Source organism: Afipia dichlorophenoxyacetatis (assembly GCF_055386385.1).
The window spans coordinates 4,524,230-4,548,101 of the sequence record NZ_AP029250.1 but is presented as its reverse complement, the minus strand read 5'-3'; the positions used below and the strand labels follow the sequence as shown (position 1 = coordinate 4,548,101).

The following is a 23,872-nucleotide window of genomic DNA, read 5'->3' as shown; positions in this document are numbered from 1 at the left end:
TTTTTGTTGTCGCGCACATCGTACAGGCGCAACGCAGCTTATCAATTCAATCGTGAAGCTCAATGAGGCGAACTTTCGATTCGCGACACCAGTTCACGTCGAAGCGACTGCCGTGCGCGGCGGTGATTTGTTGAGTACCAGTGCCATGGCACTGATCAGCGGCTTCATGAAAAAGGCATCGTTGGCCGGATAGATATCCGTGCGCAAGCCATTCTCCTTCAACTCGTCTGAGACAACGGGACCAACCGAAGCAATCGGGGTCTTTGCAAGGCCAGCACGCAATTGCTCGTCGAGGCCATGCGCTTTTGCCACGTCGATCAGGCGACGGACTTGCCCTGAGCTTGTCAGTGCAATGGCGTCGACGCGGCCCTGGACCATTTCCTCGATGGCGGAGACGATGTTGGCGTCGGCAGCTTGGGCATCATAAACGTAAGGAAGGACGGGCTCGACAATCGCGCCGCGTGAGGTGATCGCGGAAACGAGCTTGCTGTGATCTTTATCGGGGTAGAGCTGGAGGCCGACGCGATGGTCTTTCAATTCGACGCGCGACAGCATATCGGCAACGCCTTCTGATGTTGGCGTTTCGGTTACAGCCTGCGCTTCCAATCCGATTTCGCGCAGTGCACGCATCGGCTTCGGGCCGCGCGCGAATTTCCGTGCCTTGCTGATCGCGGTAATGAAAGCCTCATCGACCTCCAGCCGACGCGCCACCTTCATCAGCCGCCGCAGGCCTTCACCCGTCATCAGCACCAGATCGTCGAACGGGTTCTGGATGCATTGTCGGATCCAGGCCTCAATTGGGGCAGGCTGCGGGGCGTCATGGATGGTAAACATGGGGCATTGCAGGACGCTGGCGCCTTGATCCTGCAGGAGGCGGGAGAATTGGGCCTCCTCACGCGTTTCCAGGATCAGGATTCGGTACCCGTTCAGTCTCTCCGCCATAGCGTCCTTCCGGATGAAAGTTGTGCGTTCTGCCCGCTAACCTATTGGTGGGCGCTACAGCTTTCCAGCCTGTTTGTGATGTTGGTGGGGATTGGCGAAACCGGCGTGCGGGTGATAGAGGAAGGCACAAATCTTCGGTTCCTTCGCGGCGCTTGCCGCAAGTCACGCGTCCTTACAGCGGTCCTCTATGTCCCAGCAACAATTCGTACTGACTTTGTCCTGCCCGGATCGTCCGGGCATCGTCTCGGCCGTTTCCACCTTCCTGTTCGCCAACGGGCAGAACATTCTCGATGCGCAGCAATACAGCGACACCGAGACTGGTCAGTTCTTCATGCGGGTGATGTTCGACACGCCCGGCGCGACGGCGGAACTGGCGACGGTTCAAGCCGGCTTTGGTGTCATTGCGAAGCCATTCGACATGGTCTGGCAAATCCGCGATCGCTCCTCGCACCAACGTGTTCTGTTGATGGTGTCCAAATTCGATCACTGCCTGGTCGATATTCTCTACCGGTGGCGGACCGGCGATCTGCCGATGATCCCCACCGCGATTGTCTCCAATCATCCGCGCGAGGCATACAACGGTTTGGATTTCGGCAGCATTCCATTTCATCATTTGCCGATCACGAAAGAGACGAAGTCGCAGCAAGAAGCCGCAGTGTGGAAGCTGGTCGAAGACACCAAGTCCGATCTCGTCGTGCTGGCGCGTTACATGCAGGTGCTGTCGGAAGAGTTCGCTGGTAAGCTGTCGGGACGTTGCATCAACATCCACCATTCATTCCTGCCGGGCTTCAAGGGCGCCAAGCCCTACCACCAGGCGCATGAGCGCGGCGTCAAACTGATCGGCGCCACGGCGCACTACGTCACAAGCGCTCTCGATGAGGGTCCGATTATCGATCAGGACGTTGAGCGCATCAGCCATCGCGATACTCCGGGAGATCTGGTTCGCAAGGGAAGCGATATCGAGCGCCGCGTGCTTGCGCGGGCCATGCGCTATCACCTTGAGGATCGTGTGATTCTCAATGGCCTCAAGACGGTTGTCTTCACGGATTGACGGTTGAGGTCACCTCCCGCTAAGCAGCGGTAAGATGTTTTTTGATTTCATCGAGCGGATGGCCGGTGAAGTCTTTATCCAGCTCGGCGATGATGCGCTGCTTGACGCTGCCGTTGAGTGATTGCCGCAATTCCGCCAGCGTGCGGGGCGGGGCTGCGATAATGAAGCCCGGAATTTTCTTGTTCTGAGCGAGACTCTCCAGCGCCCCGGCAATGGTGCGGGCAAACCGCTGCTCTTCGATGGTGTGCCAGTCGGCCTGCTCCATACTGCTGCGTCGCGCCCCGACACTGGCAAATGTCCGGCCTGGCTGATCCGATCCCTGTTCGCGGGTGGGCGGATTGTCGTTCACGAAAACCTTCTCGGTTTTCAGTCGAGGCGTCAGCTCGGTGCCTTCATTGCGGAGGAATAGAGCTTTTCGGCCATCCCCAACCAGGACGTAGGCGTTGTGGGGAATTCGGAAAAATGTGTTTTTGGACATGGGCCGATCTCTCCTTTCGACTTGGAGCACCAACGGTCCCGATGGGGGTTCGTTCCCAACTGAGAACAATGGGTGGTTGCAACGGTTGTTCGAGCTGGGTGTCGCGGGAGCGCTCCCTCGCTCGCTTGCAAACACAGACAATGATCTCGGAGGCGCTGCCGGGGTGGTGGCAGATCGATAAGGTTTACAAAATGTTTCGTTGCCCGAGGGGCGGAAAGTGATTTTTGGCAACGTCCAAGCAATGAACTCAAAAGAACTCGGTCTCACCGAGCGGGGTGTGATATTGGAACGCCGCACGACCGTGCCCGAGCGTTGAGAGAGAGTTTCCCAACGCGCGGCGATTCCGGAGACTGGAATGCAGAGAGTGAAGCCGCCGTTCCGCGCCGATCATGTCGGCAGCCTGTTACGGCCGGACCGGGTGAAAGAAGTCCGCGCAAATTTCGCGTCAGGCAAAATTTCGGAACTTCAATTGCAGCGCGTTGAGAATATCGAAATCGAGAAGGCTGTGCAGAGGCAACAGCAGTCCGGATTCAAGTTCGCGACCGATGGCGAATTTCGCCGCTCGTGGTGGCACTTCGATTTTTTCAGAGATCTGACCGGGTGCGAGCTTTATCAGACCGATGGCATTCAGTTCGCCGGTATGACCACGCGCGGCGAGAGCGTGCGGGTGACCGGCAAGTTGGATTTTCCCGCAACTCACCCGATGATCGAGCATTTCAAATTGCTTAAGGATCGCTGCGATCTTACGGGTGTCATGGCGAAGATGACAATTCCTTCGCCTTCGGTCCTGCATTTTCGCGGCGGCCGCAAAGCGATTTCGCAGGAAGCTTATCCAAGTCTCGACGATTTTTTCGTCGATCTGGCCAGGACCTATCGCAAGGCCGTGAAGGCCTTCTACGACGCCGGCTGCCGCTATTTGCAGTTCGACGATACGGCGTGGGGCTATCTCTGCTCGGAGGAGGAACTGGCAAAGCTGCGCGCGCGTGGTGACGATGTCGGCAGCCTTCCCCAAGTCTATGCCCGCGTCATTAATTACGCCATTGCCGAGCGGCCCGCGGACATGACGATCACAACGCATGTTTGCCGCGGCAATTTCCGTTCGACCTGGGTGTCATCCGGAGGATATGAGACGATCGCGGAGACGCTGCTCGCAGGCACGAACTACGACGGCTATTTTCTGGAGTATGACTCCGAGCGGGCGGGCGGTTTCGAGCCGCTGCGCTTTCTGCCCGAGGGCAACAAGATCGTCGTCCTCGGCCTCGTCACCTCGAAGACCGGCGTGCTTGAGCGCAAGGACGACATCAAGCAACGTTTGATGGAGGCGGCAAAGTTCGTCTCTCTCGATCAGCTCGCGCTGTCACCGCAATGCGGCTTTGCCTCCACTGAAGAGGGCAATCTTCTGACCGAAGAAGAACAGTGGTCCAAATTGCGGCTTGTGGCGGATATTGCGAAAGAGGTTTGGGGATCGAGCTGATACGCTTATGCGTCTTGCGCAGGGGCTTTTAGCTTGTCTCTCGTGAACGGGCATTTCGCCGGATTGCTTGCGGAGGTTGGCCATAGGTGCGCAGAAATGCGCGGCGCATACGTTCCCTGTCCGCGAAGCCGCTTTCATCGGCGATCGTTTCGATCGGATGGCGCCCTTGTTCCAGCATCAGCCTCGCCGCTTCCACGCGCATCTTTTCAATCGCTTTAGCAGGGGACTGGCCGGTCTCGGCGTGAAAGGCGCGGCTGAATTGCCGTGGGCTGAGGTTCGCCGCCGTTGCCAGCTCATCGACCGACAATGCCTTGTTGAGGTTTCGCCGCGCATACGCGATCGCGGTCTGGATGCGGTCGGACTTCGGGCTGAGATCAAGCAGCGTCGAGTGCTGTGACTGGCCGCCGGCGCGGCGGTGATACAGGACGAGCTTTTTGGCAACGACGAGGGCGATGTCGTCGCCAAGATCCTGCTCGACCATTCCGAGCGCCAGATCGATACCTGCGCTGCCGCCAGCCGATGTCCAGATCGAGCCGTCGGTGATGTAGATGCGATCGTCCTCCACGGATACCTTTGGATAGCGTCTTTTGAGTTCGCGTGCGTGCAGCCAGTGGGTTGTGGCTCGACGATCATCAAGCAACCCGGCTGCTGCGAGCACGAAAGCGCCGGAGCAGGCAGATGCCATGCGGCGCGTTTTCTTTTCAGCATTCTGGACGAAGGTGATCAGAGCGGGTGTGGCTTCGACAATGTCGAGGCCGCCGCCAACGATGACCGTATCGAAGTTCGTCGCATCGAGGCCGTGAGTGTCGATGCTCATGCCGATGGAACTGGTAATCAGGCCGCCGGCTTCTGACAGCAAGCGCACATCGTAGAGTCGCTCCGGCGTCGTGCGGTTGGCAATCTCGAATACCGAGAGGGCTGCGAGACTCATGAAATGGAAGTCGGGTGCCGCGATATAGCCGATGCGCTTCATCGTTGCCTCTACGCCAAGCGCGATGTCCTAATTAGTTGCAAATAGGACATTTGTGACGGTCGGGCAAGAGAATAGGGTTTTGGCACGTCAAACGGGATGGAGCCGAGCCATGAAGAACTTGCTTGCAGAGATCGTGACCGCGCATGGCGGACTGGAGCGCTGGACGTCGTTTACGAAGGTGGAGGCGACCATTGTCAGCGGCGGCGCTCTGTGGGGGATGAAGGGATTGGTGCAGGATCCCAATCCGCGGCGCATGAGCGTTTGGCTGCATGAGGAAATCGCCTCTGTCACGCCGTATGGCGCAGCGGACCAGCGTACATGGTTCACGCCGGATCGCATTGCCATCGAAAAACTCGATGGGACAGTTGTGGCTGAGCGTGCCAATCCGCGCGCGTCCTTCGCGGGGCATGAGAAGCTGACGCCGTGGGATCTTCTGCACAGGGCGTATTTCAACGGCTACGCGTTGTGGACGTATCTCACCACGCCGTTTCTTCTCACCATGCCTGGCGTTGAAGTGTCAGAACTTGCGCCCTGGCGCGAAGGCGGCGAGACGTGGCGCGTGGTCCGCGCGCATTTCCCAAAGTCGATCGCAACGCATAGCGATATTCAGGACTTCTATTTCGGCGAGGATTTCCTGCTCCGGCGTCACGACTACGATCTCGATGTGGCGGGTGGCTTCCCCGGCGCTCAGCTTGTTTTTGATTACATCGAAGCCGATGGCATCAGGCTGCCCTCGACCCGCCGCGCCTACACGCGGGGCGCCGATCATCGCCCGGTGCTCGACCCGCTGATGGTCTCGATCGACATCAGCAACGCGAAGTTTACCTGACCTAATAGGCTGGATTTTGGCCGACTTGGGGGTGGCTGGAATCGGACCACTTGGCCCGGCCGCCCCCGACTTTCTTGAGGCGGGTAGTTTTAATCGTGGGCAGATGGTGGTAGGAAGCGTGCGGCAGATAACTTCTGCCCACTAATTTCTGCCCACTCAAATGCTGCCCACTGATCTGATGAAAAACGACCAGCTCCTGGCTCAGATCTCCGAATACTGCCGTCAGGCAGGAATGGCGGAATCGACGTTTGGCCGCCGCGCGGTCAACGACGGGAAGCTCGTGCATCGGTTGCGCGAGGGCAAGCGCATTACCGTGGATACGCTGGAGCGGATTAGAAGTTTTCTTGGGGATGGCGCGCCGATCATCACCGTGCCGGAACCGCCCATCGAGCGCCGCGATCCGACCGGCAATTTCCGTTTCTTCGAGAACCGCCAAAAATATCTGCTGTTCGTCCATACCTGCGGCGAGAAGCGGGTGATCGCGGAGCGCGTGGCACTGGAATTGGGAAGCATTCACCCGCGGCCGCCCGCATTGCGGGTGTTCGACGCCGGTGTGGGAGACGGAACAGTGCTGGCGCGCGTGATGCGCGCAATGCACATGCGGTTTCCAAACATGCCGTTCTATGTCGCGGGCAAGGAAATCAGCCTGGAGGACGTCCGGCTGACCTTGGACAAGGTCCCCGATCGGTTGTTCGAGCACCCGGCTACGGTATTCGTTCTCACCAATATGAATTACGCGGAGGCTCCCTGGCTCGCGCCGAAATCGCCAACCGCGGCCGCCGGCATGATCTGGCGCGAGGTCGCGCTGCAGGGTGCATCGTCCGGTGAATTCGAAGCGCAGATCACGGATTTGCAGGCTTTTCTGGAAGAGAACTGGCGCGCCAGCGTCAGCGACCGTTCCGGCATGCCGGTCTATGAGCGGCCGATCGCGCTGGTGATTTACCGCGAAGACCATCGCTTTCTGCTGGATTCGATCATTCCGCGGGCAGGGCGGGTCGAAGCCAATTTCGATCTTGTGATTGCTTCGCAACCGTACCGCGCCAAATCGTCGCTCAATTTCCGCGCCAAGCGCATCATCGCACCGCTGGCAAAGTCGCTGCGTGCGGGAGGGCGTTTGATCGGGATTCATTCTTACGGCAACGATCCCGGCATGGAGATTGTGCAATCGGTCTGGCCGGGAGAAAATCCTTTCGCTGTTAGTCGCCATGAGCTGCTGCGCGCCGTGAAGTACGAGCTCGGCTCCTCGGGGCGCGAGCTTAACTTTAACGCGTATGCGGATAACCGCTCGATCTTCCGGTACGATATGGAAGCCTTGCCCAACGAGGTCATGGGGCCGATCGGCACCTCCACGGCCTTTGCAGCATGGAATGCGGCGGTGTATGTCGCTCAGGTCGAAGACGACCGTCTGACGGACGTTACCCAAAGCGGCCGTTACCTTGATGCCACCAGGGACGTGCTGCGCAAGCATAACGGTCTTTGGTTCTTTGATGAGTCCTACGTCATCTCGCGTCGTCGTGATTAGGAATCTGGTTGAAATTCGAACGGACCAAAGGGTCCATCTTGAAGGGAATAGTTGATGCGCGCGTCTTATCTGTTCACAAGTGAATCGGTGTCCGAAGGTCATCCGGACAAGGTCTGCGATCGTATCTCGGACGAGATCGTCGATCTGTTCTACCGTGAAGGGCCAAAGGCCGGCATCGATCCATGGGCGATCCGTGCCGCATGCGAAACCCTCGCCACCACCAACAAGGTCGTGATCGCGGGTGAAACCCGCGGACCTTCGTCAGTCACCAACGATCAGATCGAAAAGGTGGTGCGTAACGCCATCAAGGATATCGGCTACGAGCAGGATGGCTTCCACTGGGACACCTGCGATATCGATATCCTGCTGCACCCGCAGTCGGCTGACATCGCGCAGGGCGTCGATGCATTGCAGCCCGGCACCAACAAGGAAGAAGGCGCTGGGGACCAGGGCATCATGTTCGGTTACGCCACCAACGAAACGTCGGAGCTGATGCCGGCGCCGATCTTCTACGCGCACAAGATTTTGCGCCTGATTTCGGAAGCGCGTCACTCGGGCATCGAGAAGGTGCTGGGTCCGGACTCGAAGAGCCAGGTCACCGTGCAGTATGAAAACGGCAAGCCAGTCGGCGTGCGCGAGATCGTCGTTTCGCATCAGCACCTCGTCGAGGACATGACCTCGAACCAGGTGCGCGAGCGCGTTGAGCCGTATGTGCGCAAGGCGCTGCCGGAAGGCTGGATCAACGGCAAGACCGTTTGGCACATCAACCCGACCGGCAAGTTCTTCATCGGCGGCCCCGATGGCGACTCCGGTCTTACCGGCCGCAAGATCATCGTCGACACGTACGGCGGTGCGGCGCCTCACGGTGGTGGCGCATTCTCCGGCAAGGATCCGACCAAGGTCGATCGCTCGGCGGCTTACGCTGCGCGCTATCTCGCCAAGAACATCGTTGCCGCTGGCCTCGCCGACAAGGCGACGCTGCAGCTCTCCTACGCGATCGGTGTTGCGCGTCCGCTGTCGATCTACATCGACACCCATGGCACCGGTAAGGTCTCCGAAGACAAGCTCGAGAAGGCCGTTGCGGAATCTATGGATCTCACCCCGCGCGGCATCCGCAAGCACCTCGATCTCAACAAGCCGATCTATGCGCGCACGTCGTCCTACGGCCACTTCGGCCGCACGCCGGATGCCGATGGCGGCTTCTCGTGGGAAAAGACCGATCTCGCCGACGCGCTCAAGCGCGCGGTTTGAGCGAGAGCATGACCGGTTTTCCGACGAGGTCATGCTTAAACAAAAGATGAGCTCATGATCCGATTCCGTCTCATCGGATCATGAGCTAGCCGCTCTTCGCTTCCTCTCGTTTGCGAGAGGAGGGTGGTGCATTTCGCGCCGTGAAGAGTGTTGCTGACGACATTCAAGAACGCACGGGCCGGTGAATGCCGGCCCTTTCTCAGCCCTTGCCCGCGAATGGGAGAGGGCGCACAGCAGGAAAGATCGCATGACCAAACCACCCGCCGGTTTTACCGACTACATCGTCGCCGACATCGGCCTTGCCGATTTCGGCCGCAAGGAACTCTCTTTGGCCGAAACCGAAATGCCCGGCCTGATGGCGACGCGCGAGGAATACGGCCCCAAGCAGCCTCTGAAGGGCGCGCGCATTGCCGGCTCGCTGCACATGACAATTCAGACCGGTGTGCTGATCGAAACGCTGAAGGCGCTCGGCGCCGACATCCGCTGGGTCTCGTGCAACATCTATTCGACGCAGGATCACGCCGCCGCGGCGATTGCCGCCGCCGGCATTCCGGTGTTTGCGGTGAAGGGCGAAACGCTGGCTGATTACTGGGACTACACCGCAAAGCTGTTCGATTGGCACGGCGGCGGCCATCCGAACATGATCCTCGATGACGGCGGTGATGCCACCATGTATGTCCATCTCGGCCTGAAGGCGGAGAACGGCGACACGGCATTCCTCGACAAGCCCGGTTCGGAAGAAGAGGAAGTGTTCTTCGCGCTGCTCAAGAAGCAGCTCAAGGAAAAGCCGAAGGGCTATTTCGCGGAGATCGCCAAGTCGATCAAGGGCGTCTCGGAAGAGACCACCACGGGCGTGCATCGCCTCTACGATATGCAGAAAGCCGGCACGCTGCTGTGGCCCGCGATCAACGTCAACGACTCTGTCACCAAGTCGAAGTTCGACAACCTCTATGGTTGCCGCGAGTCGCTGGTCGACGGCATTCGCCGCGGCACCGACGTGATGATGTCGGGCAAGGTCGCGATGGTCGCTGGCTTCGGCGACGTCGGCAAGGGCTCGGCGGCTTCGCTGCGTCAGGCCGGCTGCCGCGTGATGGTGTCGGAAGTCGATCCGATCTGCGCGCTGCAGGCTGCGATGGAAGGTTATCAGGTTGTGACGATGGAAGATGCGGCACCGATCGCCGACATCTTCGTCACCGCTACCGGCAACAAGGACATCATCACCGTTGATCATATGCGCGCGATGAAAGATCGCGCCATCGTCTGCAACATCGGGCACTTCGACAACGAGATCCAGATCGCCGGATTGCGTAACCTGAAGTGGACCAACATCAAGCCGCAGGTTGACGAGATCGAATTCCCCGACAAGCACCGCATCATCATGTTGTCGGAAGGCCGTCTCGTGAATCTCGGTAATGCGATGGGCCATCCGTCCTTCGTGATGTCGGCGTCCTTCACCAACCAGACGTTGGCGCAGATCGAGCTGTTCGCCAACAACAAGGATGGCAAGTACAAGAAGGAAGTCTATGTGCTGCCGAAGTCGCTGGATGAAAAGGTCGCGCGGCTGCATCTCGCCAAGATCGGCGTGAAGCTCACCGAGCTACGCCGCGATCAGGCCGACTACATCGGCGTGAAGCAGGAAGGTCCGTACAAGTCGGATCACTACCGCTACTGATCATGTGACATGAAAAGAAAACGGCCCGGATGTCCGGGCCGTTTTTTTATGGAAACTTATGCGAACGATTTGGGGCGCCTCTTCTTAACGACACGTTGTTTGGGTGCAGGGTCCGGTGAAGCGCTGGCTGCCTCGGCTTCTTTGGCAAGACGCATCGCGCGCAGCCGCTCCATATTCTTTCGGACCGCAATGTCCTGGGCTTGAAAATGGGCGCGCGCCTCAGCGCCGGCTTCAGCGGCAATACGCATGCGTTCGGCACGCGCAAGCTGGGAGACAGTCGGCTGTTTTATCATCGCGCCTGCTTTCGTTTGTCGCCGCCCTTTGCATATATATGGGGGCTCCGGGCCGTATTACGAGGGCAAGGGGGAACTGCAGCCCCTGATTGAACACAATTGAATCCTTGCTTTCACAGCACAACCTATTACTGTAGGCATGTTCGATTGCTGGCATTGCTTTTTGTTAAAGCGCCTTAGGCCCCTTTCCAAAGACATCGCTGAAAATTGGATAGGTTCGCGCGATGTTGCGCGGAAACGCGCATGCGTGCGCCTAAAGGAGAGCAGAATGACAACAGGTACAGTGAAGTGGTTCAACGGCCAAAAGGGCTTTGGCTTTATCCAGCCGAATGATGGCGGCACCGATGTGTTCGTTCATATCAGCGCAGTCGAGCGTGCAGGCCTGACAGGTCTCGCCGAAGGTCAGAAGGTCTCTTACGAGATCAAGACCGACAAGATGCGCGGTAAGGTCAGCGCAGAAAATCTCTCCCTGATCTAATAGGCAGTTCGGACGGCATTCCGCGGATGTACCGGGATGACGTTCCTTAAGCTGGCTCAAAGTCGTTTCACGGATGTACTGGAACGATTTGATGAAACCCCGTCAGCAGTGGCGGGGTTTTTGTTTGTCGAGTTTCTTCCGCACTGGCCTTGTTTGCCTGCACGCAGGGCGTTTATTTGTCCCCCTTTGTTCGCAAGGAGTGATAAACATCCGCGAAAGTAGAACAGCTAACAGGACGAATCGGATGGCGCACATTTTCTCCAAGGACGACGACGTCTTTCACCAGCATCAGGGGCCGCAAGGCCGCGCCGACAACATCCGCTCCAACGTCTACACTGTCATTGCGCGCATGCCGATCGAAGCTGATGGGCGCATCCGCTATCGCATCAGAAGCAAGACCGACAATGTTGAACGGGTTGTGACGGAAGACCAACTCAGCCGGCCATTGTGATGAAACCGCCGGGTATGCCGGTGCCCTATGAAATACTTCTAACAAAACCCCGGCTCGCGCCGGGGTTTTGTTTTTGATCATCGAACAACGAACCGTGATGGCAGCTCTTGTACAGCGTCATATATACGCCAGTAACAATCCTCCAGACTATTGGCGCGCGATAAGTTTTCGCGTGATCTTGAGAGAGATACTGAGATGAGGTCTATGTTGATTGCGCCTGGCCTGATGTTGCTCGCGGCACCGCTGCATGCGGAGAGTCAGCAGGTGGTGGTGAAGCCCGTGCTGTCAACGACGGTAACGTCCAGTGGTCAGCCGATCGTCCTGCCGCAGAAGGATGCGCAGGTTGTCGTGTCCACCTATGAGATTGCAGCCGGCGCCGCATTGCCAGAACACAAACATCCCTTTCCACGCTACGGCTATGTGCTGGCAGGATCGCTTCGTGTCATTAACGACGACACAGGGAAGACCGAAGATTTTAAGACCGGCGACTTCATCCTCGAAGCTGTCGGCCAATGGCATCGCGGCATTAACACCGGTTCGGATCCCCTCAAACTGTTGGTGATCGACATCCGCGAAAAGGATCAGCCCACGGTGGTGTTGAAGGACAAGAACTAGAGGTGAGCGGCCGCAGTCTCCGCCCGGTAAAACACAGTTAAACTCAACGAATGCCTGCGTCGCAGCATGCTTTGCTGCGTTTGCGCTGGGAACTTTGTCATCTTCGCGTGCATTGGTTTGCCGTCCGCACGCGGAGTTATCTTCAATGCGCAACGTAGGCGATGGTTGGCACGACCAGCGATTGATCGAATTGATCGCAGCGCTCGCTCTAGCGATCATCGTTTTGGCGGGCGTCCGAATTTACTTCGAACAGCCGAGGCCAGCCACTCAAGCATCGTTCATCGTGCCGAGCCAGACAGTGCGGTGGTGATCCAACGACAGATCTTCGCGCTCGCTGATCGCTCCTCACGTCTTCGAGGAGCGCTCCAGTCCGGTCCTGTAAAATCCCAAGACGTGCTGCGACAAATGCGGTGGCGATTGATCAGGGTTCACACAGCTTTGCAGGATTGAGGTAGGGGCCATATCGGCCGTCCTTGTCTGCATCGCACACCGGGCGGGCAATCTGTTTGGCTTGCTGCGGGTCCTTCTCGGCGATGGCAAGTGCGAGGATTGTCCGTAAACTCCATCGTGTTGCCTCCTTGAACAACGGGCGCCAGATGGCTTCTTCCGCCAGCCCAAGTCGGGCTTCTTGCTCGGCGCCCGCCAAATCATGCGCGTCGAGTAATTTGCTTGCGGCGGCAAGATGCACGCGCGGGTCGCGGGGATAGCTCGCGGACAATGTGGCCAGCTGGGCATTGAATGCGGCTGTAGATGAGGGGGCCTTATCAGCAGGTATCATCTGGCCTGCAAATGCCATGGTCGGATATTTATCGACCAGCGGCACGATGGGATACGCGAATGCAATCAGTCCCGCGAACCCGACAGCCATCGCGTATCGCGCAAAGCGCGGTGTGGTGTCTTGGTCCTGCCAGATCTTCAGAAGCAGAAATCCGATGATCGCACCGCCCACTGCGCCACCGAAATGTGCGGCGTAGTCGACTTTCTCACCTTTCGCTACGTCGGTTAGCGGCAGCAGCGAGGGAATAAGAACGTAGATCGCATTCTTGAGTAGATCGTTGCGGATCGCTCCCGGCGGAAACCGATAGCTGAGGACCAGCATCGCGGCGAATAGTCCCATGATTGCGCCGGACGCGCCCACAGTGATGAGGCTGGGCGAGTTCAATGCCAGCGAGGCAAAAGCGCCGCAAAGGGCGGACACCACATAGATTGCGCCGAACCATGCGGACCCAACCAGATGCTCAAGTTTGCGCCCGGCGATAAACAGTCCCACTGCGTTCATCAGCAGGTGCGCCGGATTGACATGCAGGAACGGTGCGGAAAGCAGCCGCCACCACTCGCCGGCCTGATGCACTAGTGATCCTGACATTCCGCCAAGTGCAATGAGGGTTGCGATCGTCGGCGACAGCTTGTCCTTGCCGAACGAGACGCCGTACTGAACTTCGATGGCGTACACGCCAATGAGCAGTGCGAGGATTAGTGTCGTCAGGATCGGAAATGAGCGCTCAGAAGATGCGACGATCCGTGGCACCAGAGCGGAGTCCGGATCACGCGGATTAGCGAGCAGCTTTTCAACAAACTTGACGTAAGTCCCTTTGGAGAACAGCGTCTTGCGGCTGTCCCATACCTCTCCCGATGTCGTGTTCACGACCATGGCGGTGGGCACCACCTTGGACGTCAGGGATTTCCGCTTGAACTGCGCGAGGCGCGACTGCTGATCCTCTGAGCCCGGGCCAACTTCAATGATCTTGATTAACACCGGCATCTGCGTGCGCCGGATCTTGCCTGCATATTTCAGGCACGCTTCACCGATGGATTGAACATCCGGCAGAGAAACGTCGAACAATTTGCCCGGGTGCGCCTCGCGGTCGATCAGACACAGAATCGAAAACGTCATACCGTCGCTAAACGTCAACACACTGTCACAGACAGCGGTGAGAGGCGCCAGTTCAGGGACAAAGGCGGCGCTGAAGCCCTTCTTGGCGATGAATTGCTTGGCGAGATAGGTGGAGAAGGTGTCTTGGGAGGCGACGGGTATTTTTATCGAAGAAAGAAGACTTCCAAGGTCGGACATCGATACTCCAGAGATCACAGTCGGCGCTGCGACATGGAACCACACGGTTGTGGATTAGTCATTCTACAATTCGTTGACATGGCGATGAAGGGGCATGCTGCACCGCAAAGCGGATTGCGATTGTCGTGTTGGTGTTGTCGTTTGGCGGTGAGAGGGCGTTCACATGTGACGCTGGATGAATGCACCTGCCTGCGCGAGAGCGCGGCGGCCTGGTTCGAGGTGAGCGTTCCACAGCGGCCAGGCGTGAATCATCTCCGGCCACTCCTCTAACGTCACGTCCACATCCGCAGCGCCGGCTGCGGCCGCGAAGCGCGTGGCGTCATCAAGCAGCGTTTCGTGCGAGCCGACTTGAATAAGCGTCGGGGGAAAACCGTGCAGATCTGAGAACAGTGGCGAGATGCGAGGGTCGTTGCGCGCGATGCCTGCAGGCACAAACGCATCAGCGAGTTCACCAAGGTAGCCCTTGTGAATGATCGGATCGACTGTGTCCTTGGTCGCGAGCGAGTTGCCCGACATAGTGAGATCGGTCCACGGCGACACCAGCCACGCGCAGGCAGGCCGCTCTCCCTGTTCGCGCAACTGGTTGATCAGCACGGCCGTGAGATTGCCGCCCGCGCTGTCGCCGCCGATGGCGATCTGCGAGGGCGCGTAGCCTTGCGCACGCAGAAAGCGCCACGCGGCCATGGCGTCGTCGCGCGCGGCGGGAAACGGATGTTCCGGCGCGAGACGATAGCCCAGTGCCAAGGTACGAACCTTCGCCGCGCGTCCGGCTTCCGTCACCATGCGGCGATGGCTTTTGATCGATCCCGAGCAATAGCCGCCGCCGTGAAAGAACAGCAGCACTTGTGTCTCGTCGCTATCGGGGACGATTGACCATTCGCCAGGAACGCCGTCGAGATCGACGCTTGAGAGTTTGATGTCGTCGGCAACGGGCCAGACCGAGCCGATCTCGTCCAACCGCTCACGTCGCTGCGCCCATCCCACAGGCCGGGCTTTGGCTACCAGCAGAGCACGGATCGCGTCGATTTCGGAGGAGGGCATGGTGAGGCCTCAACAGGGGAAAGTGAACCAGAGAATGGCCGATGGAGCCAGCATCGAGAAGTGTCTTCGAAGCAGTATTGGCATGGTACGCCCCCAAATAATCCACGGGTGTTGCAGTCAAAAATGCGCTAACAGAAAGTCCCACCTTTCTTCGTTCCCGGACATACGCTCATCATGACGACATCCTCCCGAGACCGCCTCGAACAAGCCCTTGCGCGCATCAATGATCCTGCCGGCGAAGGCAGCCGTACCTGCCTCACGGTTTATGCCGATGCGGCCCGCAAGGCCGCCGATGCCGCCGACGCGCGTACGAAATCAGGCTCGGCGCTCGGGCTGCTCGACGGCACGGTTTTCACCGTCAAGGATCTGTTTGACGTCGAGGGGGAAGTCACCCGCGCAGGGTCGCGCGTGCTGGCGACGCGCAACAAGCCCGCCGCCAACGACGCAGTGGTCGTGAAGCGGCTGCGCGATGCGGGTGCTGTCATCGTCGCCAAGACCAACATGACGGAATTTGCTTACTCCGGCCTCGGCGCCAATCCGCATTTCGGCACGCCGGGCAATCCGGCGGATCGTTCGCGCGTGCCCGGCGGTTCGTCGTCGGGCGCTGGCGTCGCGGTGGCTGACGGTATCGGCGACATCGCCATTGGCACCGACACCGGCGGCTCCGTGCGCATTCCGGCAGGCTTCTGCGGCGTGGTCGGCTTCAAACCGACCGTAAAGCGCGTCTCGCGCGAAGGTGCGTTTCCGCTGTCGTTCACATTGGACTCCATCGGGCCGCTGGCGAAGAGCGTCGCGGAATGCGCCGCAACCGATGCCGTGATTGCGGACGAGACGCCGGCTCCGCTAGAGTCGCGCGAGATCGGCAGCATTCGTGCGGGCTTTGCCCAGGGCCTTCCGATCGAAGGGCTCGACGAGATCGTCGGCAAGACATTTCCACAGGCGCTGGCGAAGCTGTCATCCAAGTGGAAGTCTGGCAAGGACGTGACGCTTGGTGCGTTGAGCAAGATGTACGCGATCAACGAGCGTGGCGGCATTGCGCCGCCTGAAGCTTTTGCGATCCATCGCGACCTGCTCAAGGACGCGGGCGAGGGCGTCGATCCGAATGTGCGAGCGCGGCTGCTGCGCTCGAAGGATGCCAGCGCGGCGGACTACATCCTCAACATGCGCGACCGCGCCATTGCCATCGCCGAGATGGACAAGGTGTTCGATGAGGTCGATGTGCTGGTGATGCCAACGACACAGATCGTGGCGCCGACGCTGCACGAGATTTCTGTCGAGGAGACTTATCTGAAGCGCAATGTGCAGGCGCTGCGCAACACCTCGATCTGGAATTTCTTTGATGTGTGCGGCGTGTCGCTGCCGATGAAGTTCGGCAATGCCCTGCCGTGCGGACTGATGCTGATCGGCCGTCATGGTAATGACCGAGCGCTGCTGGCGATGGCCGCAGCCGTGGAGAAGGCGCTGGCGGCTTAAGCCGCCAGCTACGTGTCTTTGCCTTAGGCGATCGCGACCTTCAGGGTCCCGATGCCGTCGATGCCGCATTCGATCTTGTCGCCGGGCTGCAGCGCGGCGACGCCGGCAGGCGTCCCCGTCATGATGATGTCGCCCGCGCCGAGCGACACCTGCAGCGACAGCTTCGAGATGATCTCAGGAACGTTCCAGATCATCTCGGACAGATCGCCTTTCTGCCTTTCGGTGCCGTTCACCGACAGCCAGATCTTGCCTTTCGACGGATGGCCGATCTCGGTGGCCGGGCGCAACGCGCCGCATGGGGCAGACTGGTCGAAGGACTTGCCGATTTCCCAGGGCTGTTCCTTCTTGCGCGATGCCATCTGCAAGTCGCGGCGGGTGAGGTCGATGCTCACGCCATAACCGTAGACGTGGTCGAGCGCTTTATCCGCCGCAATGTTCTGACCGCCGCTCTTCAGCGCAACGATCATCTCGACCTCGTGCTGGAAATCCTTGGTTAGTTGCGGATAGGCGATCGTTGCACCTTCACCGACGATCATGTCCGCATGCTTGGCGAAGAAGAACGGCGGCTGACGCTCGTCGTTGCCCAGTTCACGGATGTGCTCGAGGTAGTTGCGGCCCACGCACCAGATACGGCGCACCGGGAAAGATTTGGCCTCTCCCGCGACGGGAAGGGACGGCTGCGTAAGTGCGGGAATGACGAAGGCGCTGGCGCTCATGGGAAATCCGAATGATGGGAAGGAAACGGGGGAGATTTGCGGCGGGGACCTTACGCGCTTGCCTCGATGGTGGCTAGCGGCGGCGCTTCACGATGCTGCAAACGGAAGAACGAGGCATAGCGCCCGCCACGCCGCAGCAGGTCGTCGTGCCGGCCGGTCTCGACGATCTGGCCGCCTTCCACCACCAGGATCTGATCGGAGTGCATGATGGTGTGCAGGCGATGGGCAATAACGATGGTGGTGCGGTTCTGGCACAGATGCTCGATCGCTTCCTGCACCAGCTTTTCGGATTCGGAATCGAGCGCAGCCGTGGCTTCATCCAGCAGGATGATCGGCGCGTTCTTGACCAGTGCGCGGGCAATGGCGATGCGCTGACGCTGGCCGCCGGAAAGTTGCGTACCGTGTTCGCCGACCGGTGTGTCGTAACCGAGCGGGAAGCTCATGATGAAATCATGAGCGCAGGCGGCTTTGGCGGCTGAGATGATCTCGGCGTCCGTCGCGCCCGGTTTGCCGAAGGCAATGTTTTCGCGAATGGTGTCGCGGAAGAGGTAAACGTCCTGTCCGACATAGGCGGTCTGCTGGCGCAGCGAATGGCGTGAGACGTCGGAGATGATCTGTCCATCGATGACAATGGCGCCGAATTTCACCTCATAGAAGCGAAGCAGCAGCGCCAGCACGGTGGATTTGCCGCCGCCGGACGGGCCGACCAGCGCAGTGACCTTGCCGGGCTCGGCGACAAAGCTCATGCGGTTGAGGACAGTCTCGTTGTTACGATAGGCAAACGTGACGTCGCGGAATTCGACCTGTGCCTTGGTGAGTGTCAGCGCCGGCTTGTTGTTATCGTCCGGTTCGCTTGCTGGACTATCCACGATCTCGAGCAGCTTGCGGGCGCCGACCAGATAGCTGTTCAGCTCGATGTTGAGGCGGGCGAGCCGCTTCGCCGGTTCATACGCCAGCAGGAATGCCGTCAGGAACGAGAAGAACTGTCCGGGCGCGGCGCCGGTGGCGATGACGCGATAGCCGCCGTACATCAGCGCACCGGCAATGGCAAAGCCGCCAAGTGTTTCCATCAGCGGGCTGGAGCGGCTCTGTACCCGCGACATCTTGTTCGCGTTGGCTTCGACCGCCGCGATGCTCTTATCGATGCGCGCCTGCATCGTGTCTTCAAGGGTGAAGGCTTTGACGGTGCGGATGCCCTGCAGCGACTCCTGCATGGTCTCCAGAATATCGGTTGTGCCGGTGAATTGATCGTGGGCGAGATGCTTGATCCGCCGCACCAGCTTGCGGATGAAGAACAGAGCTGGCGGCGCAACCAGCAGGCCGGAGATCGACATCCACGGGTCCTGGATCACCATCACCGCGACAAGGCCCACCAGCGACAGGAAATCGCGACCGACAGCGGTGATGAGCAGGTTGAGGACCTGCGTGACCGACTGCGCGCCCGCGGTCAGTCGTGCCAGGAACTCGGACGAGTGGCGGTCCGAATAAAAGCCGATGTTTTCCCGCATCAGCTTGGCGAACAGCCGGCGCTGGTTGTTGGCAAGGATGGCGTTGCCGATCCGGGCCAGGATCACGCTATGACCGTAGGTCGCGGCGCCCTTGGCGGCGAACAGCACGATGATGACGAGAGACAGCGAAACAATGCCAGGAACGCTGCGGTCGACATAGGTCTTGTTGATCACCTCGCCGAGCAGCCAGGCGGAACCGGCTGTCGCGCCGGCCGAGACGGCCATGAGCGCAAACGCAACCAGATAGCGCCGCCAATGCTGGAGGCCCTGCTCGGTAATCAGGCGGCGGATCAGCGCCGCGGCGCCATATGGATCGTCGGTAATTTTTCTTGGGAGCTCGGTCATCCGCGTTCCATTGACGGTCAAGCGCAACCGGCGCCCGTCAGGGTTTTGTGCGAAACGTCCGTCTCAATGCCCGCTATGGGGCGAATATTCAAGTAAAAACAGTGATTTTCAGCGAATTGTGCACTACGCCGAAAGAGCCTGCCGGGCTTCGGTTCCACGCTCGCCGAGCAGTTTTTCCTCCCACGCCAGCGCATGGCGGGCGATGGTATCGAGACTGTCGTATTGCGGGGTCCAGTCCAGGGTGGTGCGAATACGTGTGGTGTCCGCGATCATTGTCATGATGTCGCCGGGCCTGCGGTCCGCATACTGAACGGCAAAATTGCGCCCCGATTCTCGGCGCACCGCCTCGATGGTCTCCAGCACGGAATAGCCGCGGCCATAGCCGCAGTTCAACGTCACCGAGGGACCGCCTTGATTGAGATACGCCAGCGCGGCGCGATGTGCCTGCGCCAAGTCTGTGACGTGGATGAAGTCGCGAATGCAGCTTCCGTCGGCGGTTGGATAGTCGGTTCCGAACACATCGATCTTGGCGCGTTGGCCGGTGGCAACTTCAACCGCGATTTTCAGCAGATGGGTTGCGCCGACCGTCGCAAGACCGATACGCGCCTGCGGATCAGCGCCAGCAACATTGAAATAGCGGAGAACGACATAGCTCATGCCGTGCGCGCTCGCGACGTCATGGAGCATGATTTCGGTCATCAGCTTCGATGACCCATAAGGGGACAACGGGCGCGTCGGCGCCTCTTCGGGGACAGGCATGAAATCCGGGTTGCCGTAGACTGCCGCAGTGGACGAGAAGATGAACCGGCTGACGTTACACCTCACCGCCGCATTGAGCAGGTTGCGGGTCGTCATGGTGTTGTTTCGATAGTAGCCGAGCGGATCGCGGATGGAATCAGGCACAACCACGGAGCCCGCGAAATGGATGATCGATCCGACGTTGTGCTGGGCGATAACACCTTCAACAAGATTTTCGTCGGCAGCGTCGCCAATAAACAGCGGTACGTTCTCGGGAAGGAAATGCGAAAAGCCCGTCGAGAGATTGTCGATCACAACGACGCTTTCGCCGGCGTCTGCGAGCGCCCGAACGGTATGGCTGCCGATATAGCCTGCGCCCCCGGTTACAAGTACGGTCATATTTCAATCTCTCGTCGAAGCCGGCACGACATGCGGCACTTTCAGTTTGCCGGCATCGTGCCGCCTAACGGTGGAATTGGAGTATTAAGCGGCCAGCTTTTCGGGCTCATTTCGTGGCTTTTCGGGCAGGAACCTGCTTTATGGTTTCCGAAATGTAACACCTAACCCTGATTTCCATGCTTGTTGGACCGATGCGCGGTATCCTGTTCATAAAGACATCTTCCCTCGGCGATGTGGTGCATCAGATGCCCGCCATGACGGATGCGTGCCGGCACTTTCCTGAGTCTCGCTTGACGTGGGTAGTGGAAGAAGCATTCGCGCCGCTGGCGAAACTTCATCCGGCTGTTGATGATGTGATCGCTGTGTCGACGCGCCGCTGGCGTTCCCAGCTTTTGCAATCGTCGACATGGCGCGAATTGTCCGCATTCAAAGCACGCATGCGTTCGGTGAGCGCGGAGAGGGTGATCGATACGCAAGGTCTTATTCGTTCGGCGTTGATTGCGCGGATTGCGTTAGGTGAAAGGCACGGTTACGACGCAGCCAGTATTCGCGAGCCGATCGCGTCGCGCTTCTATGATGTCACGCACAAGGTCGCGCGCGATCAGCACGCAGTGACGCGCAACAGATTGCTGACAGGATTAAGTCTCGGCTATTCGCCCGATGCTGCGATCGACTATGGTTTGATCAAGCCGCCGAAGGACGGAACGTCGCGTTACGCTGTGCTGCTTCATGGAACGTCGAAGGCCCCCAAGGAATGGCGTGAAGTCGACTGGATCGGCATCGGCAAGTGGCTGCGCGCGCAAGGTCTCGATGTTTTGCTGCCGTGGGGGTCGGAGCGTGAGCGCTTGCGTTGTGAGCGGCTCGTTGCCGCGATTCCCGGAAGTCGTATTCTCGATCGTCAGCCGCTCGATGCGACGGCAAAGGTCATCGCCAATGCCGCACTGGTGATTGGGGTCGATACGGGGTTGCTTCACCTTGCAGCGGCATATCGCGTGCCGTTGATAGCCGTGTTTCTCGCCACCGAGCCCGGACTCACGGGGCCGGTTGGAAACGGACCAATAACTGTAATTGGCGGGAAGGGGATGTACCCGTCATTCGAGCGGGCGATCGAAGCCGCCGAGAGATTGCCGATCGCGGTTTGACGATCAGATTCGGTGCTGCGCGAGAACTGTATCGACGAAATCCGCGAGATTTCCGCCGGAAAACAGGAATCCTTTGATGCCGACGGCTGCGCCGGCATCGAGATCACGCGCATTGTCTCCGATCACGAAGCTGTGGTTTTTGTCGACCGGCCAGTGCTTCATGAGATCGAGGATCATCCCCGGCTGCGGTTTACGCCAATCGGATTCGTTGTCGTAACCCTGCACCGTTCCATCAGGGTGGTAGGGGCAATAGCGAACGTCGTCGATACGCGCGCCGTCGCGGGCGAGTTCGCTGCGCATCCAGTCGTGCAGGGTGCGAACATCGTCTTCGGTGAAAAGGCCACGCGCAACGCCAGACTGGTTGGTGAAGAGAAAGACAAGATAGCCGGCGTCGTTCAGCTTTCGGATCGCACTGGCGACTCCTGGTATCCACCGGATTCTGTCGCGGGTGCCGATATATGCGTCGTCGTGATTAATAACGCCATCGCGGTCGAGAAAAGCTGCGGGCTTTAGTTGCGACGAAGCAGAATGGCCGCTCATGCCTTCTGCGTTCCGTGAAGCAGTGCCTGTTCGACATCATCGCAGATCGCGTGCATGACCATCATGTGGATCTGCTGGACGACGGGCGTGTCTTCGCTCGGCGCGACCAGAAGATGATCGCATGCGGCGCGCATGCTCTCTCCCTTCATGCCCGTAAATCCGACGGTGGTAATGCCGATATCGCGCGCAATACGCAGGGCGGCGAGAATGTTGGGCGAGCGGCCGGATGTGGTCAGTGCGAACAGCACGTCGCTGGGTTTGCCGAGGGCTTGTACCTGCCGCGCGAAGATTTGCTCAAAACCGTAATCGTTGGCGATGGCAGTTAGTGCCGACGTATCCGTGGTGAGCGCAATCGCAGCCCAGCCGGGACGTTCCTGCTTGTAGCGGCCGACGATTTCAGCAGCGATATGCTGGGCGTCGGCTGCGCTGCCGCCATTGCCAATCAGGAGTACCTTATTCCCGGCACGTAGTGCATCGGTGGTGATGTTGGCGATAGCGTGCGTTGTGGCGAGCAGTTCACTGCTCTGCACGGCAGCGGACAGGCCGGCAAACGAGCTTTGAAAATGCGCCGCGATCCGATCCTGAGTCACATGTCACCATGTTCGTTGAAGTTGCACATTGGTAGTCAGCAGACCGCGCTCGCGCAAGGACCGGATATCACGCCGGGGCGTTGGCTGCCGCCGCCGCCATGACATCTTGCGCGATATTGACGACCTCCGATGCCGGGATATCACGCATGCAGTGATGGTCGTTGGCTGTACAGATCGGGCGATGGCACGGCTGACACGGCAGATCGGTCGGCCGTTTGACGGTGGCTGCAAGGCCGTTCAGCGGCATCCAATGATAGGGACTGGTTGGGCCGAAAATGCCCATGGTCGGCGTGCCGATGGCGGCGGCGATATGCATCAATCCTGAATCATTTGAGATCGCCACCTTGGCTGCGGCCATCGCCATAATGCCGTTGCGCAGGTCGGTCCCGGTCAGATCACGGACGAGTGGGCCCCCCGCACGGACGATATCGGCCGCGATGGCTTTTTCACCCGGTCCTCCGACCACCCAGACGTTGAGCCCACGTTCGGCGAACATGCGCGCTGCGTCGGCGTAATAGGTCCAGCGTTTCGAGGCACCGACCGAGCCAGGGGCAAGGGCGATGGCAGCGCTGTCTCCCAGTCCGTTTGCGGTCCGCCACGCGGCGACTTCCGTCGCCGGAACCACGAGCTGCGGGACCGGCCATTCCTTCTTCGGCAGCGGCACATTCGCCGGAAGAGCAAGGGCTGCGTTCTTGTCGATGAAGCGCGGCATGGCTCTCTCGCCCCAGCGCCAATCGTTAATCAGCCCGAACCTGACCTCGCCAACAAATCCGGTCCGCTGCGGGATCGCAGCGAGCGCTGGTGCAATGGCCGACTTCCAGGTTCGAGGCATCACCAAGGCCGTGCCGTAGCGGGCCTCCCGGAACTGCTTCGCCAGGGCCCATTGCTTGGCCAACGCCAATCGGCCGCGAGGCAGGTCCAAGACGATTCCCCTGCGAACGCCGGGCATGTAGTCTACCAGTGGCGCGCAGAGGCTGGTGGTCAGAAGATCCACAGGTCGATTGGGCCAGCGCTCCTTAAGCACCCGGACCACGGTGTGGCCGCGGACAAAGTCACCAATCCACATGTATGGAATGATCAGGACCGGGCTGGTCTGCGAAGGATCGGGGGATAGCCCCAACTCGTTTAATAATGAATCGTTATTCATTTATTAGATTGGCCTACAGAAAGCAGGAGTCCTGCGCCATCAGCCGGTTAGCGCGTCGTTTGCGTGCCGTCCAGTCGGCTTTTTACCGGACCGGAAACTGTTCACACTGCTGGAGGCGAGTTGAGTTGCCTGC

The 23,872-nt window shown here is 59.4% G+C and carries 24 protein-coding genes; 12 read left to right on the top strand and 12 right to left on the bottom strand.

Annotated features, from left to right (window positions below; all coding sequences use genetic code 11):
- Positions 1-93: 93 nt before the first annotated feature.
- Complete coding sequence (locus tag ACZ5C3_RS21300; protein ID WP_464032792.1) at positions 94-942, bottom strand: uroporphyrinogen-III synthase; 849 nt, start codon at positions 940-942, stop codon at positions 94-96.
- 187 nt (positions 943-1,129) lie between these two features.
- Here ACZ5C3_RS21300 and purU point away from each other — a divergent pair, with 187 nt between their 5' ends.
- Positions 1,130-1,993 carry a formyltetrahydrofolate deformylase gene (gene purU, locus ACZ5C3_RS21295; RefSeq protein ID WP_464032790.1) on the top strand — a complete coding sequence of 288 codons (864 nt, stop codon included), beginning with the start codon at positions 1,130-1,132 and terminating at the stop codon, positions 1,991-1,993.
- Positions 1,994-2,012: 19 nt separating this feature from the next.
- Here the strand turns inward: purU and ACZ5C3_RS21290 are convergent, their stop codons facing one another.
- Entirely contained in the window at positions 2,013-2,471 is a 459-nt protein-coding gene (locus ACZ5C3_RS21290) for a baeRF12 domain-containing protein (protein ID WP_464032788.1), read from the bottom strand.
- Positions 2,472-2,826: 355 nt separating this feature from the next.
- On the opposite strand from ACZ5C3_RS21290, the gene ACZ5C3_RS21285 reads away from it, so the two are divergent.
- The gene (locus ACZ5C3_RS21285; protein ID WP_464032787.1) at positions 2,827-3,945 is read left to right on the top strand and encodes a cobalamin-independent methionine synthase II family protein; all 1,119 of its coding nucleotides are present in this window, start codon (positions 2,827-2,829) and stop codon (positions 3,943-3,945) included.
- Positions 3,946-3,973: 28 nt separating this feature from the next.
- On the opposite strand, the gene ACZ5C3_RS21280 is transcribed toward ACZ5C3_RS21285, so the two are convergent.
- Complete coding sequence (locus ACZ5C3_RS21280; protein WP_464032785.1) at positions 3,974-4,918, bottom strand: GlxA family transcriptional regulator; 945 nt, start codon at positions 4,916-4,918, stop codon at positions 3,974-3,976.
- A gap of 109 nt (positions 4,919-5,027) precedes the next feature.
- Here ACZ5C3_RS21280 and ACZ5C3_RS21275 point away from each other — a divergent pair, with 109 nt between their 5' ends.
- The 4 genes from ACZ5C3_RS21275 (at position 5,028) to ahcY (ending at position 10,192) form a co-directional block, all read left to right on the top strand.
- Complete coding sequence (locus ACZ5C3_RS21275) at positions 5,028-5,747, top strand: hypothetical protein (RefSeq protein WP_464032783.1); 720 nt, start codon at positions 5,028-5,030, stop codon at positions 5,745-5,747.
- A 178-nt stretch (positions 5,748-5,925) separates the two neighbouring features.
- A complete protein-coding gene (locus ACZ5C3_RS21270; protein WP_464044795.1) occupies positions 5,926-7,269 on the top strand; it encodes a hypothetical protein in 1,344 nt (447 codons plus the stop codon).
- A gap of 54 nt (positions 7,270-7,323) precedes the next feature.
- Positions 7,324-8,520, top strand: coding sequence for a methionine adenosyltransferase (metK, locus tag ACZ5C3_RS21265; RefSeq protein ID WP_464032781.1), 1,197 nt, complete (start codon positions 7,324-7,326; stop codon positions 8,518-8,520).
- Positions 8,521-8,767: 247 nt separating this feature from the next.
- Positions 8,768-10,192 carry an adenosylhomocysteinase gene (ahcY, locus tag ACZ5C3_RS21260; RefSeq protein ID WP_464032779.1) on the top strand — a complete coding sequence of 475 codons (1,425 nt, stop codon included), beginning with the start codon at positions 8,768-8,770 and terminating at the stop codon, positions 10,190-10,192.
- Between the two features lie 56 nt (positions 10,193-10,248).
- Here ahcY and ACZ5C3_RS21255 read toward each other — a convergent pair whose 3' ends face one another.
- Positions 10,249-10,485, bottom strand: coding sequence for a transcriptional regulator (locus ACZ5C3_RS21255; protein WP_464044256.1), 237 nt, complete (start codon positions 10,483-10,485; stop codon positions 10,249-10,251).
- Positions 10,486-10,753: 268 nt separating this feature from the next.
- On the opposite strand from ACZ5C3_RS21255, the gene ACZ5C3_RS21250 reads away from it, so the two are divergent.
- The 4 genes from ACZ5C3_RS21250 (at position 10,754) to ACZ5C3_RS21235 (ending at position 12,339) form a co-directional block, all read left to right on the top strand.
- Positions 10,754-10,963: a cold-shock protein gene (locus ACZ5C3_RS21250; RefSeq protein ID WP_464032778.1), complete on the top strand. Its 210-nt coding sequence runs from the start codon at positions 10,754-10,756 to the stop codon at positions 10,961-10,963.
- Positions 10,964-11,207: 244 nt separating this feature from the next.
- Positions 11,208-11,414 carry a hypothetical protein gene (locus tag ACZ5C3_RS21245; RefSeq protein ID WP_464032776.1) on the top strand — a complete coding sequence of 69 codons (207 nt, stop codon included), beginning with the start codon at positions 11,208-11,210 and terminating at the stop codon, positions 11,412-11,414.
- A gap of 195 nt (positions 11,415-11,609) precedes the next feature.
- Positions 11,610-12,029 (top strand): cupin domain-containing protein, encoded by a 420-nt coding sequence (locus ACZ5C3_RS21240; protein WP_464032774.1) that lies wholly within the window; start codon positions 11,610-11,612, stop codon positions 12,027-12,029.
- Between the two features lie 145 nt (positions 12,030-12,174).
- Positions 12,175-12,339 carry a hypothetical protein gene (locus ACZ5C3_RS21235; protein WP_464044254.1) on the top strand — a complete coding sequence of 55 codons (165 nt, stop codon included), beginning with the start codon at positions 12,175-12,177 and terminating at the stop codon, positions 12,337-12,339.
- Positions 12,340-12,450: 111 nt separating this feature from the next.
- Here ACZ5C3_RS21235 and ACZ5C3_RS21230 read toward each other — a convergent pair whose 3' ends face one another.
- The gene (locus tag ACZ5C3_RS21230) at positions 12,451-14,100 is read right to left on the bottom strand and encodes a rhomboid family protein (RefSeq protein ID WP_464032772.1); all 1,650 of its coding nucleotides are present in this window, start codon (positions 14,098-14,100) and stop codon (positions 12,451-12,453) included.
- A gap of 159 nt (positions 14,101-14,259) precedes the next feature.
- Positions 14,260-15,141: an alpha/beta hydrolase gene (locus tag ACZ5C3_RS21225; RefSeq protein ID WP_464032770.1), complete on the bottom strand. Its 882-nt coding sequence runs from the start codon at positions 15,139-15,141 to the stop codon at positions 14,260-14,262.
- 174 nt (positions 15,142-15,315) lie between these two features.
- Between ACZ5C3_RS21225 and ACZ5C3_RS21220 the strand changes: the two genes are divergently transcribed.
- Positions 15,316-16,614, top strand: coding sequence for an amidase (locus ACZ5C3_RS21220; protein WP_464032769.1), 1,299 nt, complete (start codon positions 15,316-15,318; stop codon positions 16,612-16,614).
- A 23-nt stretch (positions 16,615-16,637) separates the two neighbouring features.
- Here the strand turns inward: ACZ5C3_RS21220 and ACZ5C3_RS21215 are convergent, their stop codons facing one another.
- From ACZ5C3_RS21215 to galE, 3 genes are all read right to left on the bottom strand, one after another.
- Positions 16,638-17,330 carry a fumarylacetoacetate hydrolase family protein gene (locus ACZ5C3_RS21215; protein WP_464032767.1) on the bottom strand — a complete coding sequence of 231 codons (693 nt, stop codon included), beginning with the start codon at positions 17,328-17,330 and terminating at the stop codon, positions 16,638-16,640.
- A 50-nt stretch (positions 17,331-17,380) separates the two neighbouring features.
- Complete coding sequence (locus ACZ5C3_RS21210; protein ID WP_464032765.1) at positions 17,381-19,183, bottom strand: ABC transporter ATP-binding protein; 1,803 nt, start codon at positions 19,181-19,183, stop codon at positions 17,381-17,383.
- 123 nt (positions 19,184-19,306) lie between these two features.
- Positions 19,307-20,320 carry a UDP-glucose 4-epimerase GalE gene (galE, locus tag ACZ5C3_RS21205; protein WP_464032763.1) on the bottom strand — a complete coding sequence of 338 codons (1,014 nt, stop codon included), beginning with the start codon at positions 20,318-20,320 and terminating at the stop codon, positions 19,307-19,309.
- A 191-nt stretch (positions 20,321-20,511) separates the two neighbouring features.
- Between galE and waaC the strand changes: the two genes are divergently transcribed.
- Positions 20,512-21,462, top strand: coding sequence for a lipopolysaccharide heptosyltransferase I (gene waaC, locus ACZ5C3_RS21200; protein ID WP_464044794.1), 951 nt, complete (start codon positions 20,512-20,514; stop codon positions 21,460-21,462).
- 3 nt (positions 21,463-21,465) lie between these two features.
- On the opposite strand, the gene ACZ5C3_RS21195 is transcribed toward waaC, so the two are convergent.
- The 3 genes from ACZ5C3_RS21195 to waaF form a co-directional block, all read right to left on the bottom strand.
- A complete protein-coding gene (locus ACZ5C3_RS21195) occupies positions 21,466-22,002 on the bottom strand; it encodes a D-glycero-alpha-D-manno-heptose-1,7-bisphosphate 7-phosphatase (RefSeq protein WP_464044253.1) in 537 nt (178 codons plus the stop codon).
- Entirely contained in the window at positions 21,999-22,592 is a 594-nt protein-coding gene (locus ACZ5C3_RS21190; RefSeq protein WP_464032761.1) for a D-sedoheptulose 7-phosphate isomerase, read from the bottom strand. The genes ACZ5C3_RS21195 and ACZ5C3_RS21190 overlap by 4 nt, the downstream gene beginning before the upstream one ends.
- Before the next feature lie 67 nt (positions 22,593-22,659).
- On the bottom strand, positions 22,660-23,739 hold the full coding sequence (gene waaF, locus ACZ5C3_RS21185) for a lipopolysaccharide heptosyltransferase II (RefSeq protein WP_464032759.1): 1,080 nt from the start codon (positions 23,737-23,739) through the stop codon (positions 22,660-22,662).
- Positions 23,740-23,872 lie beyond the last annotated feature (133 nt).

Bases quoted from the DNA above. Each gene is read 5' to 3' on its own strand.
- ACZ5C3_RS21300 (WP_464032792.1), bottom strand. From the start codon at position 942: ATGGCGGAGAGACTGAACGGGTACCGAATCCTGATCCTGGAAACGCGT.
- purU (WP_464032790.1), top strand. From the start codon at position 1,130: ATGTCCCAGCAACAATTCGTACTGACTTTGTCCTGCCCGGATCGTCCG.
- ACZ5C3_RS21290 (WP_464032788.1), bottom strand. From the start codon at position 2,471: ATGTCCAAAAACACATTTTTCCGAATTCCCCACAACGCCTACGTCCTG.
- ACZ5C3_RS21285 (WP_464032787.1), top strand. From the start codon at position 2,827: ATGCAGAGAGTGAAGCCGCCGTTCCGCGCCGATCATGTCGGCAGCCTG.
- ACZ5C3_RS21280 (WP_464032785.1), bottom strand. From the start codon at position 4,918: ATGAAGCGCATCGGCTATATCGCGGCACCCGACTTCCATTTCATGAGT.
- ACZ5C3_RS21275 (WP_464032783.1), top strand. From the start codon at position 5,028: ATGAAGAACTTGCTTGCAGAGATCGTGACCGCGCATGGCGGACTGGAG.
- ACZ5C3_RS21270 (WP_464044795.1), top strand. From the start codon at position 5,926: ATGAAAAACGACCAGCTCCTGGCTCAGATCTCCGAATACTGCCGTCAG.
- metK (WP_464032781.1), top strand. From the start codon at position 7,324: ATGCGCGCGTCTTATCTGTTCACAAGTGAATCGGTGTCCGAAGGTCAT.
- ahcY (WP_464032779.1), top strand. From the start codon at position 8,768: ATGACCAAACCACCCGCCGGTTTTACCGACTACATCGTCGCCGACATC.
- ACZ5C3_RS21255 (WP_464044256.1), bottom strand. From the start codon at position 10,485: ATGATAAAACAGCCGACTGTCTCCCAGCTTGCGCGTGCCGAACGCATG.
- ACZ5C3_RS21250 (WP_464032778.1), top strand. From the start codon at position 10,754: ATGACAACAGGTACAGTGAAGTGGTTCAACGGCCAAAAGGGCTTTGGC.
- ACZ5C3_RS21245 (WP_464032776.1), top strand. From the start codon at position 11,208: ATGGCGCACATTTTCTCCAAGGACGACGACGTCTTTCACCAGCATCAG.
- ACZ5C3_RS21240 (WP_464032774.1), top strand. From the start codon at position 11,610: ATGAGGTCTATGTTGATTGCGCCTGGCCTGATGTTGCTCGCGGCACCG.
- ACZ5C3_RS21235 (WP_464044254.1), top strand. From the start codon at position 12,175: ATGCGCAACGTAGGCGATGGTTGGCACGACCAGCGATTGATCGAATTG.
- ACZ5C3_RS21230 (WP_464032772.1), bottom strand. From the start codon at position 14,100: ATGTCCGACCTTGGAAGTCTTCTTTCTTCGATAAAAATACCCGTCGCC.
- ACZ5C3_RS21225 (WP_464032770.1), bottom strand. From the start codon at position 15,141: ATGCCCTCCTCCGAAATCGACGCGATCCGTGCTCTGCTGGTAGCCAAA.
- ACZ5C3_RS21220 (WP_464032769.1), top strand. From the start codon at position 15,316: ATGACGACATCCTCCCGAGACCGCCTCGAACAAGCCCTTGCGCGCATC.
- ACZ5C3_RS21215 (WP_464032767.1), bottom strand. From the start codon at position 17,330: ATGAGCGCCAGCGCCTTCGTCATTCCCGCACTTACGCAGCCGTCCCTT.
- ACZ5C3_RS21210 (WP_464032765.1), bottom strand. From the start codon at position 19,183: ATGACCGAGCTCCCAAGAAAAATTACCGACGATCCATATGGCGCCGCG.
- galE (WP_464032763.1), bottom strand. From the start codon at position 20,320: ATGACCGTACTTGTAACCGGGGGCGCAGGCTATATCGGCAGCCATACC.
- waaC (WP_464044794.1), top strand. From the start codon at position 20,512: ATGCGCGGTATCCTGTTCATAAAGACATCTTCCCTCGGCGATGTGGTG.
- ACZ5C3_RS21195 (WP_464044253.1), bottom strand. From the start codon at position 22,002: ATGAGCGGCCATTCTGCTTCGTCGCAACTAAAGCCCGCAGCTTTTCTC.
- waaF (WP_464032759.1), bottom strand. From the start codon at position 23,739: ATGAATAACGATTCATTATTAAACGAGTTGGGGCTATCCCCCGATCCT.